Raw genomic sequence first — 17290 nt, forward strand, 5'->3', positions numbered from 1 at the left:
TTTATGGATTTATTTTCAGAAGTTTACGGCTGTTATTATACGGTGATAGCCAGATTATTAGAAAAAGCCCAAGAAGGAATTAGTAAAGGAGAAATAGAAACACTAATTAACTCACAAGCTTTTTGTGACAGTGCCTTTCACCTATTACCCAAGTTATTATCAGGCGAATGGAATTTGTTAGAGAAGAAAACAGATGGAAGATATTATGCCCTTCCTAAATTGACTAACTTCAAACGCCCAATGACAACACTGGAAAAAGCTTGGCTTAAGGCGCTTTTCTTAGACAAACGCATTCTGCTATTTGTAACTAACACTGAATTAGAAGCATTAAATACTGCCCTTTCAGACGTTGAACCCTTATATTACCCAGAGAACTTTCATGTGTTTGATTCTGCTGCCGACGGCGACCCTTATGATAACGAGGAGTATATTCAGAACTTCCGTTTAGTTTTAAAGGCTTGTATACATAGACAAGGAATATGTATTGCTTATGAAAATAGCAAACAAAAGCAAGTGTCCAGAACTCTATTTCCTTACAAAATAACCTACTCTAATCGGGATGATAAATTTCGCCTTCTAGGTGTATTAACAGCACAAAATGGTGAGCACAAAGGTATTACTCTAAATTTGGCCCGCATTCGTTCCGTCACACTTGTAGATGCTCTACCTTTTAGAAACATTGATTTTATGAAATATTTTACACAATCTCTTAATTCTGAACCTATACTTCTTGAAATATCCAGGGAGCGAAAGGCGCTGGAACGTTGTATGCTCCAATTTGCTTCCTGGGAAAAACAAACCGAATATGATGAGGAAAATGATTATTACATATGCAAAATCTTTTATGATAAGCAAGATGAGACAGAACTCTTAATCCGCATTTTAAGCTTCGGTCCGGTAATAAAAGTTCTTGGTCCGGAAGGCTTTTTAAATCAGGTTAAGGAACGGATAAGAAATCAATACCAATTAAACTTGGGAGATCGTGTTATATAGTCTTTCTATATAATATAGTCTTTCTATATAATATAGTCTTTCTATATAATATAGTCTTTCTATATAATATAGTCTTTCTATATAATATAGTCTTTCTATATAATATAGTCTTTCTATATTTTCATTCTCTTCTAGAATTAAAATGCATAGAAAAAGTTTAACTATATTTTATAAAACTTTTTCTATGCTTAGTTAGCTTAAAAGCTTTCAGTTAAAATTCACTATCCTTATGTAAATAAATTTAATTATACTTTAGCTTATTCTACTAGTTAACTCTTCTAAAAGCTTTCCTCTGCTTAATATGGATACTCTGTGCTTGGAACCATCTCTCATTGTCAATCTTAAACCTGTAGGTAAGAATCGAAATAAATAAGGGCCAATCATACACTTATCCACAGAGATAATATCTGATAAATCGATTTCCATATAATTATGTTTAGCCGCTCCCAAAATTGTCATTGCTCTAAAAGCGAAACGCTTTGAGGTTAGAAGATACACCCCTCGAATTTGTTTATACATTAAGCTTCCTGCCCAATAATCCCCTTTTATTTCTTTTATAACAACTTCATCTGATTGTAAATCGAGTATTTGCATAGAAGAATCCTCCGCCTTATCTTTTGAATAGGATGTTATTACTGCAAAATAGTGTAAATACCATTACTAATGTCAGAACTTTGCAAAAGGATTTCGTCCATAACGTATACATTTAAATAGCCTCCTTATATCTTATTTTTTACCGCCATATCCCTTATAAGTAGCGTAAACTGCATCCGCATATTGATTCGCCAGGATAGGACGTCCATAAGAATCAGTAGCTCCCGGGTACCAATAATCTCCTCCATTATAGTGCAATAAACCTTTATATACGCTGCCGAATTTTACAATCTTTTCGTCTAAAATCAGTGCACCCATGCATACCTGGTCTTGTTCGCTACTGTGATTATAAGAACGGCCAAATCTTGAGCTGAATTGAGATAGATAAGCATTTCGTGTGTTTGGTTCTACCTGCATCAATCCGTCACCAGCTGATGGGCTACCGGGTAACCCTGCTCCAAAACTGCTTTCCTTTTTGATAACAGCACACAGTAATAAAGCAAAATCTCCGCCTTTACCAAATTTATTATCCACATTCATTGTATATGTCCATATGTTACTTGGCACTTCAGAAGGCTTTTTTACTGAAGGATTTGATGAACCTGTATAAATCTTAACCGATGACATCTTGTCATTAACAATGTCACCAACCCAGGAAGAACTTGAAGTATAGGTCCATTTTGTTCCTCCAAAATTATCATTTGCATATACTTCAACCGTCCAGCCGCTTGGAACCTTTAATGAGGACATCCAGTCATTGGGAATTCCTTTTGCATTCAGCTGTGATAGTGTGTAATTACCTACTCCTAGTGTTACTGCTTTTCCACCATAATTTTTATCTGCATAGAATGTAACCCCGCTTGTTGCCGGTGGTTGTGTTGGCGTCGGTGCAGTTCCACTGCCTCCTTTCGACCATAAAGCCGGAACATTTGTAGGTTCCCAGCCTACGATGGAAGTATGTGCCTGACGACAGGTATAGGTACTTCCACTATATGTCACCGTATCATTTACTGCATATGCAGTATTTGCAGCCCATGCTCCTCTAGCGGCTGCGCTTACCGGTAAGGATATAAAAAATATGGATATAAATACTACTAAGGCTGCCATAAGGGGCAGATTTTTATAAGAAAACTTTTTATTAATCATTTTCAGACCTCCTTGTTTTTTTGTTTGATATATACAAAACAACTATATATGTGATCAAATCTATCAATATCACTAAAATGGGTTCTAATTCAATGCGTCAAAGTAACCACGGTAATTATTTGTAAACTCGTAATTGTTCTGCGCATCCCAGTTTACCGACCAGGACATTAAACCTTTGAATCCAGAATAGCCGGAAGTATTCTGAAGTTGATATGTTCCACCATAAGGTATTCCTTTCATCAGGTAATCCAGAGCTTTTTTCATTTCTGTAGGATTTATGTAGCCTCCACTGGGAGCAGCACCTGCAGCGGCCGGTAAACCAATCAATATTTGATCCTGCCTTAGTGCAGGGAACATATTGCCTGCATTGTTTGCAATAGGGAAGCCTTTCAGCAGCATTTCTGCCATTGCTACTTCAAAATCTGCCGTTCCCTGGTTATAGGTTTTACCATCCAGAGCTGTATTTCCACCGCAATTATAGTGCTGTACATGGATATAGGTAAGCTTATCCTGCAATCCGTAGATAATAGGCAGATAGGCACCCCAAGGTCCCCCATATGCTGTTACACCTCCTTGTACATAAGCTATTTCAGGAGCCATGCTTAAAGTGAAACTTGAATCGTACCTTTCTGTGATTGCTTCCATTGCGGCAATCAGGTTCACTATTGTTGGAGTTGTAGGGTTTCTAAAGTCCGTATCACCGCCGTTTAAATAAATACCGGTTTCAATATCAATATCTACACCGCTAAATCCATATTTATCGATTGTAGCGATAAGTGAATTTATGAATCTTGTTTTAGCTGCACTATCAGGCAGACTTAACGCACCATTTTGTCCTCCTAAAGACAATACGACCCTTTTCCCTAATCCTTTAAGATATGCAACATCCGAAGAGAAGGATGCGTCCGTTGCATTGAATGGTGTAAATGAAACAGTTCCATCACCTGCAATATCAGCAAAAGCTACATGAATGACGTCCCACTTGGTTGATACGTTCCTAAGCGTCATAACTGGGGTTAATCCATTGTCAAAGTTATGCCAGTAACCAACCAGCAGCTTACTGCCAGTACCAGCAGGCGGTGGTGTTGTTGAAATAGTGTAGGTAGCCGAAGCTATATTCGAATTGTTCTTTCCTGCTGCCATAGCAATTGCCTTTATTGTTATAGAACTCATAACAGATATTGCACCTGTATATTGTAAAGAGGATGCAGTAGGTGTGGAGCCATCGGTAGTATACCTGATAGTAGCACCGTCTGTTGCACATGAGATACTCACCTTCTGTGCTGCTGTATATGTTCCCCCTGCAAGGCTGAAGCTAGGTGTTGCCACCTGCAAGGCTGCACTGCCACCTTGTTCCCATAATGCAGGAACATTGGATGGTTCCCAACCTGTGAGGGAAGTATGTGCCTGCCGGCATCTATAGTTGCTTCCGTTGTAAGATACTATTGCTCCTACGCTGTATGAAACATATGGTGCCCAAGCAGGATAATCGCTGCTGCTGATAGTGTACGTAGCAGCTGCAACAGCTGAATTGTTCATACCTGGTGCCATAGCAATTACCTTTATTGTTTTAGTACTCGTTACAGATATTGCACCTGTATATTGTGCAGAGGATGAAGTAGGCGTTGAACCATCGGTAGTATACCTGATGGTAGCACCGGCTGTTGCACATGAGATGGATACATTCTGTGCTGATGTATATGTTCCCCCTGCAGGACTGAAGATAGGTGTTGCCACCCGTGAGGTACCATTATTTATGATATACGCAGCACTTACAGTAGCTGAGTCATTCATACCCGACTTGAAAGCCTTCGCTTTTACAGTTGTAGTTGAGGATACTTTTATGGCACCTGTATATACATTTGAGGAAGAAGTGGGTTCGCTTCCGTCGATAGTATACCTGATGGTAGCACCGGCTGTTGCACATGAGATGGATACGTTTTGTGCAGACGAATAGGTTCCACCCCCAGGACTAAAAACTGGGGTTATCACAGTTGCAGTGCCGTTTATGCCAAGCTTGCCCGATATTGTATTAGTTAATGAGAAATCAGAGGTATCACAAGAAATTTCCCAACCAATGATTCCGCCAAAACCATTATCTATGACATAGTCACATCTTGCAGCCGCAGAGGTTTCATCTTCATAGGTATACATGATACCTAAGGAGCTGTTATAAAGCCATGGAACCTGAGATACTGAATCTCTATATTTTGTATAGCCCGCCGTATTTTCCAGTACCTTCATCTGGGCATAGGAATTCTGGCCTCCAGGGCTGCTTGGATTATCAAGGTTACCTACAGGAGCACCGCTGGCTGTGGCAAATAATCCGTTTGTTCCTGTATTGGCAACTACATTTTTCCAACCACGGGAATAGAAAGGTGAACCTACATTAAGCTTAGATGCAGGAACATTATAGGTATCCCGATAGTATTTCATTATGTAATCCGTATTGTATTTATTTTTAATATCAACCGGTGTAGTTCCGGATGGGTCATTGGGATTCTTATAAATTGCTGACTGGTGGTTTGTAACAGTCTCCCATGCTCCATGAATGTCGTATGTCATTATATTTAACCAATCCAAATATTGAGAATATTTATCAGGTTCTGTCAAGTCAACCTTTTCATAACCGCCTGGTGCAGCTATAGTAAGAAGTTTTTCGGACATACCGTTTTTATTGTATGCTTCGCGGATTTCCCTCAGCAATGCTGTGAAATTCTGTTTATCCTCAGGTCCTCCGGGGCAGCCCCTGTCAAACTCGTCATTCGGATCTTTCGCCCTATTGACTCCGGGGTATTCCCAATCAAGATCTATACCATCAATAAATGGATATTTCTTCAAGAAATCTATGACACTTTGAATGAATATTGCTCTACTTGATGATGTCTGTGCCATTGCGTGAAAGTTTTCACCTCTTGTCCAACCGCCAACTGAGATAACAACTTTTACATTCGGATACTGCGTCTTGTAATATTTGTATTCTCCAAAGTGTCCCCTTAACATGCCGGGATTCCAGCCTTCAGAGTGTTCGAAGGTAGCCTGGAAATCTGCATATTCGTCAGTTGTAGCAAGTTTGTAACTTGAATCGACTGTGAAGAATGCATGATTTATACATGTTACTTTATTCCATGGAATCATGCCTACATTCATTGACATATGCGTAGCATTATACATACCCCAGTTAGGGAAGTATACTACGAAATTTTTGCTGTTGGCAGCTGATGACACAGATGTCCCCATAGGAAACAGGGTAAAAACTATCACAAACACAATCACTAAGGGCAAGACTCTTCTTAAACCTCTTTTCATAAATTTTTTACTCCTCTCATGTTTTGTTTTTATTTAGGCAATTGCGAAACTGTTATTTTATGTGTCGGAACCAGTCAAAATCACCAAAAGCAGGTTCCGATGCGGTGGCAAGTCACCTCTATTTTGGTGAATTTGCCTATTTCCAACCTCTAGACTTATCGTTTCGCAATCGCCTATTTGTTTTTATTAGACATTTTGTAATCGCTACAGGCCTTATACTGTAAGGCTCTTTTCATTACTACAATAAAACACCTCCCCCTTAGTTAATGTCAAAATATAACATTTATTATTATATTTTGTAATATCGGATATATTGAGAAAAACATTATATTTATTCTATATTTTTCCATATAGTCAATTTGTATTATTAATTATAAGGTGGATAAATATTTTACCGTATTGAGTCACTGGATCCATACTTCTTGGTTGTCTATTTTTCTATGTCTGTGGATGGTTTTATCGTTCTTAAACAATAAGAAAAAGTGTAATTGTTACCATGTTCTGGTTACAATTACACTTTTTAGGTACATGTATTTATTGCATTTTGCGATTTGTAATGCCTTATATTTTATAGTTATAAAGTACACCTTATTCTCTCGTCAACCATGAGAAACCTCACTGCTATATTATTTGTTATCCTCCAGCAAGCACTTTAACTCCATTTCTGACCTTATCATAAAACTCTCATCCTCATATTCTTTAACCTACTTACTCTAAAAATCCAAACAGTGCATTTTAACCTTATCAATCAGCGTACCACATTCTTTATATTTTTCAATATATTCACCTGTTTTTCCATCTGTCCACGAAAAGCTGCTTTGATGATAGTATCTGCAATGAAGCTCAACTCCTGTCTCACTGCTAAACAATTTAACAATCTCTTTATTCTGTATGTTCAACTCAATCTCTGCATTACCTTGATTGTCTGTTATTATAAATCCTACCAGATCGTCGGGAGAGGATATGGTCCAGACCACATTATACATGCTAGGCACATAATGAGTGATTTCTTCTAGTACATAGGCAATAGTTACGGATTTATCGTACTCCTTCTCTTCTGCATGGGAAAAACAATCGTCCCCCATGCAGACACTATCCCTATCTAGTTTAATAATGATGTTATTCTTCATGATTGATTTCTTTCTTTTTTGAAAATATTTTGCTTTTACATGGCACTACTATCTCAATAGCTCAAAACTATAGCAGTTTCATTTTACCAATTACTTGTTTCAATTTTTCCATATTATCTTTTGCTTCTATATATTCATGAGCCTTAAGCAACTGTTGAATTCTTGTTTCTATACTTTTTTTCTCTTGTTCCAGTAATAAATAGTCTTTGTCGAAATGATTGGCATAAATCATCTGTCGGAACTTGCGTATGCTCATTTTTCGTAACGTATTATTTTCTACTAAAAGTACATAATCCATACAATTAGCTACCGTATAATAATCATGGGACACCATAAGAATTGCACCTTTGTAATCCAAAATAGCCTGTTCTAATGCAATTTGTGCATAAACATCCAAGTGCCCTGACGGTTCATCCAATAGCAGGAAGTTGGCTTTTTTTAAGGAAAGCACTGCCAATTGAAATAAATCCTTTTCTCCTCCAGATAGTTCACACACTTTTTGACCAAGGGTATCTCCATCAAAACCATATGTCTTCAAATAATCCACCGCTTCACTTTTTGTTTCAAACCCTTTTTCTTGAATAATTTCAATCAGCGTTTTCTTATCGTTGTATAGTGATCCTGTAATCTGGGAAAATGCACCCACAGTTGCATCTGCGCTCATCCTAATTGAGTCTTTCTTATGTTCCAGAATATCACGCAGCAGTGTTGTCTTTCCAGTTCCGTTTCCTCCTATAATTGCTACATGATCTGTAGGCTTCATTTCGATATTAACATATTCTAAAAGTTGCTCATCAAATCCCACACTGTAATCCGTTAATGCCAAAATTATTTCATCAGTCACTTCATTTTCAGCTTCAAAATAAATCTCCGGCTGTTTGATATCCACAAAAGGTGCTTTTGTTTTTCTTTCTTTCAGCCGATTCACCAAAGTCTGTCTTGCATGTACTGCTCTTCCAAGAGAGGCGTTATCCATTGCAGAAGCTTTTATTCTGGATTTTTCTAATATTTGGCTCTGCCGTTCAATCTCTGCCTGGTCGGACGCTGCTCCTTCTTCTAACTCAATTTTGGTAGTAAGAAGTTCATAATTATACTCCGTATAGTCTCCATCAAATTCCTGAATATCCATATTCTCCATGTGAAGTATTTTGTTAAAACAGTGATTTAACAAGTAGCGGTTATGGGTAATAACTAAAAGCGTTCCTTTGTGGGCATTAATCAGATTTCTTAAGGCATTCAAATGCATAAAGTCTAAAAATACATCTGGTTCGTCCATAATAAGAAATTTTGGACTCAGCATCATCTCTTTTATTACCTGAACCAGCTTGAATTCTCCACCGCTTAGGCTGCTAATCTTTTGCTCTTCTAACTTTTGCAGATTCCCTAGTTTTAATTGCTTCTTAATATTAATTTCATATTCTTCTCCATTCATAGCATTCCATTCATCTAATGCTTTTTGATACTCCTCGTAGACCTGTTCCAAATTTTCAGTAGTTTCCATTTCCTTGTAAAATTCTTGTATTTTCAGCTCATGCTTTACAAACTCATGGCTGATATACTGAAACACTGTCATATCTTCTTCCAGACCCAGTTGGGAGAATTGACTGACATACCCAATTCTTTCAATATTGTCAATTGTTATTTTTCCATCGTATAGATACTGTTCAGGATACATGAGTAATTGGAGCAATGTACTTTTTCCTGTTCCATTAGTACCAATCAATGCGCAATGAACATCCTCTTCAATTGAAAATGTAACTTTTTTATATAAATCCTTTTGTGGATATGAATAGGATAAATTTTGAACTCTAATCATGAATTTCCTCCCTGATACTTGGTGGAATATTAAGATGAGCCTGACATACTGGCGCAGCCATGCCCTCCGATTAATATTCTCTTCCTTAATAAGCTTCCTTGGTAATCTTATCAGGGAAGAGCGTATCCGTCAATTTTTTTCGGTGTGGAATTTAGTGTCAATATATTTTCTGCCGACTACTTGCTTGGACGCTCTGACAATTCTGATAGACTTTAAAGGGGCTGTAAAAAAACTCCCCTAAAAGAAAAATCGCTGAGGTCATGAGACTTCAGCGATTTTTTTTTGGATGTGAATACATATATTTTTGAAAAGGATCATGTCGACCTGGAACACACCTACATTGATGGAACAAAAATAGAGGAAAGGTTTATAAAAAGATATCCATGCTGATTGATGCAATGAACCAGGAAGTATTAGGATATTTTGGTGTAAAACTTGATAAGAGAGACGAGTATGCTGTTGAATATGTATCTGAACTCTTGGAAAGATACAAGAATGCAACAAATCTGGTGGAATCCACGTTTGTATCTGGTTGTGGTCATAGAAAAAGTCTTCAGCAAAAACAATATCAGGAATTAGAGGGATATCTAGATCGATTAAAGACATATGCACATCATATAGAAGTCTGTGGCGATGAAAGAAACAGTTATTCCAAAACCGGTCACGATGCCACTTTTATGCGCATAAAACGGGATTATATGGGCAATGATCAGCTTCTCCCAGCGTACAATCTACAGACCGCTGTCTGTGATGTCTATAAAAACAAATATGGCAGAACCGAAGAAATCTATGAATGTGAATCATGTGAAGGCTGCCAACTTAAAAACGATTGTTGTCCTAAGGCAAGCAAAAACAGAACCATTCGAATGAATCAGTAATTAACCTCGATACATCAAGAGATAATTACAAACCTTGAATCAATACATGGCGCACGGTTGAGAATGAATCGTAGTATTCAGGCAGAAGGAACATTTGGAATTTTAAAATGGGATAAGTCCTACAAAAGATTATTTCGAAGAGGTGAGAAAAACGTAATTCTTGAACTCACACTGATTTCTTGTGGTTTTAATCTTTATAAATATCATAATAAAAAGCAGAGAAACAAGTTGGCTGCTTAAAATCCAAGAACTATACTCATAGCTTTATTAAGTGCACGCTCTTTTATGGAAAAATCAATCATTATCATAAAAAGTAGATAAAAAAACGAAGAATCACCAGAACCGGCATCTGTCGGAACTGGTGATTCTTAATTAAGGACTTTTTTTACAGCCCCATATTTTATAAACAATAATTAATCTTTAAAATTTTCAATTTCTATAGCCCAAAAACTCTCCTCTTCAATAGCGTCTTTGTCAATATTCTGAATTGTATTTTTCAATAGTTCTATATCTTCCTCTGTAGCCATTTCATTAACATCAACTAAAACGTCATATCTATTTTGAATACTTCCTAAGAATTTTTGATAACTAAGAATGGATTCTGCTAGATGGTTTATTGATGAATTCACAAAACTAATAGAACCATCTTCATGATTAATACAAACTATTTCATTGCTTCCCGTATCAATTGCTATTAATTCTCCTGAACCAGTCATTCCCAATAATAACATGTTACTCAATTCATCTATATTATCTTCATCTAGGTTGTCCTTCTCTAAATAATTTAGTACTTGACTCATACCACCTTTGTCATAATTTAAAAATCTCAAATAAGGAGCGCATGACTCCGGCAATCCCATCTCACACAAAAATATTTTATCTGTGTTTACAATGTTGACATTTTTTAGTGCTTCTAAAGGATATGTTATAAAATTTGTATCTTTCTTTTTCCAACTTTTTTTAAATTCCTCTGGTGATATCATAATCTAATGCTAACCTCCCATTTCACATTTATTTCTTTTTTTCTTTTTCTCTTTTCCAGGTTCTAATGTTTGAGCTATAGATGTCAGGTAGTCATTTCCAGTTACATTAGCTTCCTTTTCATAATTATGAATGCCTCCAAATCCTGGATGTAACGTTTCTGGATAAGCTGCCACCTGTCCACCTCGACCTATATGATGATGAATTAATAAATCACCATCATATTTTGAATATTCTGGCATATGCTTGGAGAATTGGCTGTCAACAATAGGTGCCTCATTGTTATATATCCTTTCTCTATTTTCTTGACTAAAAAATTCTGGATGTGCTTTTTCCAACGCCCATATAAATCATCACTGGAGATATCCTTTTTATAATAGAATAAATTACCTCTGGCACAATCTACTGGGTCGCAGGAATATTTGGCATTCATAATCAGGCTTCGCACAAAAGTCTGTCCCAGTCTTTGGTAATCAAAGTCTTTCTTTAAGTCATCCCCTGCCGCCCAAATATCCCATGCCTGCATTCCGGTATCCAGTGCGATATCTGTGGCTGCTGACCAGAACTTATTGCCAATCCTGCTGGACACTAAGGAACTAATGGATTCCAGATTCTGGGCAAAGTTTTTAATACTTAAGTTACCGGATTCCGCCAGTGCTTTACCACTGAAAAGGGGAAAGGAGTAATGAATCCAATGTTTAACTAAATGACTTCAGGATTATTTCTACTACTCTTTCCTCTTGCTTTTTTGGGTTTTATTGAAAATGGTTCTATGATAATAAATATATTTGTAAGGTTTGACCCGGTTGTAAATCCATGACTCAAAAGCCATTGCCCTTTAAATTTAATCTCTGGTATTTCTGTGTAGATTCTTTTTTAAAAGTTTTGTATACTTTAAGTTTTCTTTTTCCATGATTGACCTCCTTTAAAAAATATTAATAAACTGGTAACAAAATTAGAATTCAATTTTACATTTTTGTTGGTTTGTAATATTGTAAATACAAGTAGTATTACACTTGACACAACATATAATGTTGTGTCAATACATTTTAAATATTTTAAAAGGGGATGCTTATGGCTAATTTTTCAGATAGATTAAAGGAATTACGAAAAGACAAACATTTAACACAGGTAAATATGGCTTCATTTTTGGAATGCACAGAGCAACATTACCAGAGATTAGAATATGGTAAAGTTACACCAAACGCAAACATGATTATAAAACTTGCTGATTTTTTTGATGTTTCTGCCGACTATTTGCTTGGACGCTCAGACAATCGTGATACACTTTAATATGGCTGGCTTATTTATAAATAAGCCAGCCAGTTCTTATAAAAACCTATACTTTTAAACTAAATTACGGTTAAGCCGTCGGCTTTCATAAAATATTATTAAATTCAATTCCAATAATTACTGTCTGCTATCTTTTCTAAAAACTCTTGAAGAGAATTCGCAATTACTTCATTAGCAAAAAATATTCTACTTTGAGCACTCTCATTTAATTCGATAGATGCATAAACTCCTTCGTTAATCTCAAAAAATATCATAGCCATTTCTTCAAATTCTACATACATTTCTAAATCTGGATCATATTCATAAATGTCTTCTCGTAATCTAATATCTGCACAAATGTCTGGTGATAGTAATCTATTAATTGCACCATCTTGTGAACCTATAAACCCTACACCAACCGATTCGTAAAAGCACTTTAACTCATACGGTATCTTTATGTGCATTCTATTTTCTGCTTCATATATTTCATTTTTGTCTAATTTATAAAATGAATTACTTTTATTAGATATTATTTTTTCGAACATAAATAATTCTCCTAATTAAATAGTTTTCTTGCAGGCGACTGACTTCTATGTATGCCTCCCTGATGCTCATCTGGAAACTTTGCAGGTGTTATATTCCACCACGAATGATCGCCACCATAATTGTTCTCAATTACATGATGTGCATCATAAAAATCTCCAATATTTCTTGCAGGTTTACCATTTTTGTCATAGACTATCTGGGTGTATGTAGGCCATACTTGACCTGTCTCTTTCTCCCACTGTGCTATTAAGTCATTTTTAACTTTATTAAACTCCTTTCGATGAGCGAGTGTTTCTTGTGGCGTTAATTTTGAATACGCTTTTTTCCTTAAAGCATTCTTTAATTCCTTTATTTGCTTTTTATTTAACTTAATACCCGTTTGTTCTTCAAGATCTTTAACATAATCAGCAACTTTCCTGTAATCAATTTTAGGCTTACTTTCTTCAGTCTGTTTCTTCTGTCCCTCTGGCTCACCCGGCTTCGGACACTTACTCTGCGCATTATACCCACTCGTGTCTTCATACATCACTGGATTATTCGCACAATATGCATACAGGTTTAATCCATCTCCTCTATACACATCCTCTTGTGTGAATCTTGCTACCTGTGGGTTATAAAACCTTGCCCTTAAGTAATACTGACTGGTTATGGCATCATATTGCTCCCCATTATACGTATAACGGTTTCTTACGATTTCCTCTGCTGTTGTCAGTGAGCCAAAAGCATCATATCCATAGCGATTTAAGACTTGTCCGTCTTCCCCTGTGATATATTCCGTATCTCCATGCTCGTTCCAGTGGAAATATTGGTAGGCATTCCCCTCCTGTTTTAGGCTGTCACTTGCAATGATTCCATAGCCTAAGACAATACGGTTGGTGGTTTGGTTGCTTTCATCCTGCTCTGCTAATACCTTCCATCCATTAGTTATAAAGTTTGTTCGTTCCCCGTTTTCTGCAATACCATATCTTAGATTCTCTGCATCATAGAAGTTTTCCTGTATCTGGACTGCTGTTGGAGTTTCTTTCTCATTTCCAAAGTACTCTACTGTTACTTTTCTTGTCTTGTTGAATCCATCATACTCGTAACGGCTACTTTGTAACAGACTTTCTTTACCTTCTTTATTAGATAGAAGACCTGATTCCTGCATAGAATTGGAAGGATTGAAAACCATCTGGCTTGTTGTATATCCTCTGGTTTCTTCCTGTAAGGTATTCCCCTGATTATCATACTGATACAGGGTAATCCGGTTGTTTTCTTCTCTTGTACCATCCTTACGGATTACTTCCGTTAGGCGGTTTCTACTATCATACCGATAGATTTCTTCTAGACTTCCATACTTACGTAATGCCCGGTTGCCTGCACTATCATAGGCAAGGCTCTGATAATTAAACCAAATTATAAATTATGAGCTGGTCTATTAATAGCCAGCTCATACCTAAGACAATTAATTTGATATTTATTTAAGAGCTACTCCCATTAATTATCTTTCTTTAATTTAAATCTGTTATTAAAATATCAGATATGTTGTAAGTGTCTTTTAACTCCCTCTTCTCAGACTCATCAAGTGGTACATCAAAATTAATAACACCTCTTTTAAATTCATTATTTATAATTTTGTTATATAATATTTCAACAAAAGCTACCCATTCTTCGTTGAAATAATCATAAAAATCGTCATCAAAAAATCCTAACCCACCACTTAAATAAAACATTTTCAAAGCAGTCCCTAATTCGCAATTTTTATGTTGCATAATAAAAAATGGTATTTCAACCCCATCATCCCAATTATATAAATCAAGGAATTCATTCAATTCAATAGCACTTGTTTCTTTATTTAATAAATCAATTTTTTCATATTCTTCAAGTAACAATTTAACTCTATTCGCAATATATTCTGTTTCAAATAGTTTACTATCATATTTCATATTTTTTCTCCTTCATTATATATTACATTTGTTTTTCTTATTTTCGGTATTCTTTAGTTTTTCTTCAAACATCTCATTATATTTTTTTGCATCATAATTTTTTGTTTCTCCATAACTAGAATGTTGCTTATAAAGTTCTAATCCTTCCTGATTCATTATTCGTAAAGATTCCATAAGGCTACTTACTTGCTTTCTTCCATCTCTTCTAAGTTGCGATTCTGCATTCGGTGTATAACCCTGTCCCTTTCTTATAATTTATATCATTTTCAATCTTTTTAATTTCTTTATTTACAGCTTGTGAATATAGCTTATGATATCCATCGTGATGAGTGTTTTCACTTACATATCTTTTCTGCATACAGCTAGATACATTGTATTGTGAACACAAATCATTTAGCTGTGTTGCATTTAAATTCTTATTCTTATCCCATATACCATTTTGATGATGATCTACATTAAAGCCTATGTCTTGTAAAAACGATGACTTAACATAAATTTCCTGAGGGATTAAGTGTTGAGCTTGATGTGACCCTGTTCTATTATTAGATGGTATTCCTATATGTGTGTTTATATTTTGCCCTAAATTCTTCGATGATGATTTACCGGGGATGGTACCTGTCTCTGTAAATAACTTATCAATGTACACATAACCACTCGGGTCTTCATACATCACCGGATTATTGGCACAATACGTATACAGATTCAGGCCATCCCCTCTGTACACATCCTCTTGTGTGAATCTTGCTACCTGTGGGTTATAAAACCTTGCTCTTAAGTAATACTGGCTGGTTATGGCATCGTATTGCTCGCCGTTATATGTATAACGGTTTCTTACGATTTCCTCTGCTGTAGTCAGTGAGCCAAAAGCATCATATCCATAGCGATTTAAGACTTGTCCGTTTTCCCCTGTGATATATTCCGTATCTCCATGCTCGTTCCAGTGGAAATATTGGTAGCCATCCCCCTCCTGTTTTAAGCTGTCACTTGCAATAATACCATAGCCTAAGACAATACGGTTTGTGGTTTGGTTGCTTTCATCCTGCTCTGCTAATACCTTCCAACCATTGGTTATAAAGTTCGTCCGTTCCCCGTTTTCTACAATACCATATCTTAGATTCTCAGCATCATAGAAGTTTTCCTGTGTCTGGACTGCTGTTGGCGTTTCTTTCTCATTTCCAAAGTACTCTACTGTTACTTTTCTTGTCTTGTTAAAGCCATCATAATCATAATGACTCTTTTGTAACAGATTTTCTGTGCATCCTTTGGTTTCCTCCTGTAAGGTATTCCCCTGATTATCATACTGATACAGGGTAATCCGGTTGTTTTCCGCTCTTGTACTATCTTTACGTGCTACTTCCGTTAAGCGGTTTCTACTATCATACCGATAGGTTTCCTCTTGACTTCCATACTTTCTTAACGCACGGTTGCCTGCACTGTCATAGGCAAGGCTTTCCTCCTTACCGTCTGCATACTGTACTCCGGCGATTCTCTGTAGAGGGTCATAGATATATCTTGTGGCTTGGGTGAGTGGTACTTGTTCTGGTAACTGTCCATGCAATCTCACCTGTCCGGTTGCCAATCCGTCAAATACCTGTCCGCTCCCTGTCTCTCCTATTCTACCATAATCTCCCACTCTCTGTAAATCCCCTGACGTTAACTCCCTAACGTCCTGTTTTAAGATACGGTTTCCGTTATAGTCATAGGCATAGCGGTAGGCAAAGAGCTTTTCTCCTGTCCTTGTGGTGGTAGTAATACTGGCTGGATTTTTATCCCTGTCATAGGTATATTCTGTGGTAATTCCATTGGAAAACCTTGCCTGTGCCAGTGTATTATCAACATGATAACCATAGGTTACCAGCAGATTTCCGTTATCCATTACCTTTGCCACACGGTTGACTTCATCATAGGCATACGCTGTCTTTTTCCCGGTTGCATCTAAGATTCCTGCCACATTACCGGACTTGGTATTCCTCTTGCTTTTTTGGGTTTTATTGAAAATGGTTCTATGATAATAAATATATTTGTAAGTGTTTGAAAATACTTACAAACTAATTTCTTCTCTTCTTATAATTATCTGATTTTCACAACAATATAAGGTAAGGTTTGACCCGGTTGTAAATCCATGACTCAAAAGCCATTGCCCTTTAAATTTAATCTCTGGTATTTCTGTGTAGATTCTTCTTTCATAATCCTTTTTAAAAGTTTTGTATACTTTAAGTTTTCTTTTTCCATGATTGACCTCCTTTAAAAAATATTAATAAACTGGTAACAAAATTAGAATTCAATTTTACATTTTTGTTGGTTTGTAATATTGTAAATACAAGTAGTATTACACTTGACACAACATATAATGTTGTGTCAATACATTTTAAATATTTTAAAAGGGGATGCTTATGGCTAATTTTTCAGATAGATTAAAGGAATTACGAAAAGACAAACATTTAACACAGGTAAATATGGCTTCATTTTTGGAATGCACAGAGCAACATTACCAGAGATTAGAATATGGTAAAGTTACACCAAACGCAAACATGATTATAAAACTTGCTGATTTTTTTGATGTTTCTGCCGACTATTTGCTTGGACGCTCAGACAATCGTGATAGATTATAAAATGGGGCTGTAAAAAAAGTCCTTAATTAAGAATCACCAGTTCCGACAGATGTCGATTCTGGTGATTCTTCGTTTTTTTATCTATTTT

Annotated in this window: 17 protein-coding genes and 1 pseudogene; 4 read left to right on the plus strand and 14 right to left on the minus strand. The window is 36.2% G+C overall.

Translation table 11 applies throughout. The features are described from left to right. The first annotated feature begins 3 nt into the window (after positions 1-3). Positions 4-993 (plus strand): WYL domain-containing protein, encoded by a 990-nt coding sequence (locus tag acsn021_RS15335; protein WP_184094815.1) that lies wholly within the window; start codon positions 4-6, stop codon positions 991-993. Between the two features lie 252 nt (positions 994-1245). On the opposite strand, the gene acsn021_RS15340 is transcribed toward acsn021_RS15335, so the two are convergent. The 5 genes from acsn021_RS15340 to acsn021_RS15360 form a co-directional block, all read right to left on the minus strand. Next, positions 1246-1587: a hypothetical protein gene (locus acsn021_RS15340; RefSeq protein ID WP_184094817.1), complete on the minus strand. Its 342-nt coding sequence runs from the start codon at positions 1585-1587 to the stop codon at positions 1246-1248. A gap of 132 nt (positions 1588-1719) precedes the next feature. Further along, positions 1720-2733: a carbohydrate-binding protein gene (locus acsn021_RS15345; protein ID WP_184094819.1), complete on the minus strand. Its 1014-nt coding sequence runs from the start codon at positions 2731-2733 to the stop codon at positions 1720-1722. Between the two features lie 84 nt (positions 2734-2817). Next, positions 2818-6042, minus strand: a complete 3225-nt coding sequence (locus acsn021_RS15350) for a glycosyl hydrolase family 18 protein (RefSeq protein WP_184094821.1) — start codon at positions 6040-6042, stop codon at positions 2818-2820. A gap of 713 nt (positions 6043-6755) precedes the next feature. Continuing rightward, positions 6756-7172 (minus strand): hypothetical protein, encoded by a 417-nt coding sequence (locus tag acsn021_RS15355; protein ID WP_184094823.1) that lies wholly within the window; start codon positions 7170-7172, stop codon positions 6756-6758. Between the two features lie 67 nt (positions 7173-7239). After that, a complete protein-coding gene (locus tag acsn021_RS15360) occupies positions 7240-8988 on the minus strand; it encodes an ATP-binding cassette domain-containing protein (protein WP_184094825.1) in 1749 nt (582 codons plus the stop codon). A 635-nt stretch (positions 8989-9623) separates the two neighbouring features. Here acsn021_RS15360 and acsn021_RS23305 point away from each other — a divergent pair. Beyond that, a pseudogene (locus acsn021_RS23305) lies at positions 9624-10106 on the plus strand (transposase); the annotation flags it as partial. Between the two features lie 173 nt (positions 10107-10279). Here the strand turns inward: acsn021_RS23305 and acsn021_RS15370 are convergent. The 3 genes from acsn021_RS15370 to acsn021_RS22910 are packed head-to-tail and all read right to left on the minus strand — an operon-like array spanning position 10280 to position 11436. After that, the gene (locus acsn021_RS15370; RefSeq protein WP_184094827.1) at positions 10280-10849 is read right to left on the minus strand and encodes an SUKH-4 family immunity protein; all 570 of its coding nucleotides are present in this window, start codon (positions 10847-10849) and stop codon (positions 10280-10282) included. Positions 10850-10858: 9 nt separating this feature from the next. Then, positions 10859-11137, minus strand: coding sequence for a hypothetical protein (locus tag acsn021_RS23295; protein WP_408626159.1), 279 nt, complete (start codon positions 11135-11137; stop codon positions 10859-10861). Next, a complete protein-coding gene (locus acsn021_RS22910; protein WP_243167958.1) occupies positions 11053-11436 on the minus strand; it encodes a hypothetical protein in 384 nt (127 codons plus the stop codon). The genes acsn021_RS23295 and acsn021_RS22910 overlap by 85 nt, the downstream gene beginning before the upstream one ends. A gap of 485 nt (positions 11437-11921) precedes the next feature. Between acsn021_RS22910 and acsn021_RS15380 the strand changes: the two genes are divergently transcribed. Next, on the plus strand, positions 11922-12140 hold the full coding sequence (locus tag acsn021_RS15380; RefSeq protein WP_184096121.1) for a helix-turn-helix domain-containing protein: 219 nt from the start codon (positions 11922-11924) through the stop codon (positions 12138-12140). Between the two features lie 104 nt (positions 12141-12244). Here acsn021_RS15380 and acsn021_RS15385 read toward each other — a convergent pair whose 3' ends face one another. From acsn021_RS15385 to acsn021_RS23170, 6 genes are all read right to left on the minus strand, one after another. Beyond that, complete coding sequence (locus acsn021_RS15385) at positions 12245-12664, minus strand: SMI1/KNR4 family protein (RefSeq protein ID WP_184096150.1); 420 nt, start codon at positions 12662-12664, stop codon at positions 12245-12247. Positions 12665-12675: 11 nt separating this feature from the next. Then, positions 12676-13836 (minus strand): RHS repeat-associated core domain-containing protein, encoded by a 1161-nt coding sequence (locus tag acsn021_RS22915; RefSeq protein ID WP_184096148.1) that lies wholly within the window; start codon positions 13834-13836, stop codon positions 12676-12678. Positions 13837-14155: 319 nt separating this feature from the next. Beyond that, the gene (locus acsn021_RS15395; RefSeq protein WP_184096146.1) at positions 14156-14590 is read right to left on the minus strand and encodes a DUF4274 domain-containing protein; all 435 of its coding nucleotides are present in this window, start codon (positions 14588-14590) and stop codon (positions 14156-14158) included. A 15-nt stretch (positions 14591-14605) separates the two neighbouring features. Then, positions 14606-14764 carry a hypothetical protein gene (locus acsn021_RS15400; RefSeq protein ID WP_184096143.1) on the minus strand — a complete coding sequence of 53 codons (159 nt, stop codon included), beginning with the start codon at positions 14762-14764 and terminating at the stop codon, positions 14606-14608. A gap of 31 nt (positions 14765-14795) precedes the next feature. Continuing rightward, the gene (locus tag acsn021_RS15405; protein ID WP_184096141.1) at positions 14796-16541 is read right to left on the minus strand and encodes an RHS repeat-associated core domain-containing protein; all 1746 of its coding nucleotides are present in this window, start codon (positions 16539-16541) and stop codon (positions 14796-14798) included. A gap of 90 nt (positions 16542-16631) precedes the next feature. Then, positions 16632-16766, minus strand: a complete 135-nt coding sequence (locus tag acsn021_RS23170) for a SymE family type I addiction module toxin (protein WP_184096152.1) — start codon at positions 16764-16766, stop codon at positions 16632-16634. A gap of 217 nt (positions 16767-16983) precedes the next feature. On the opposite strand from acsn021_RS23170, the gene acsn021_RS15415 reads away from it, so the two are divergent. Further along, positions 16984-17202: a helix-turn-helix domain-containing protein gene (locus tag acsn021_RS15415; protein WP_185264898.1), complete on the plus strand. Its 219-nt coding sequence runs from the start codon at positions 16984-16986 to the stop codon at positions 17200-17202. Positions 17203-17290: the final 88 nt, after the last annotated feature.

It is taken from the genome of Anaerocolumna cellulosilytica (genome assembly GCF_014218335.1).
Lineage (GTDB): Bacteria > Bacillota > Clostridia > Lachnospirales > Lachnospiraceae > Anaerocolumna > Anaerocolumna cellulosilytica.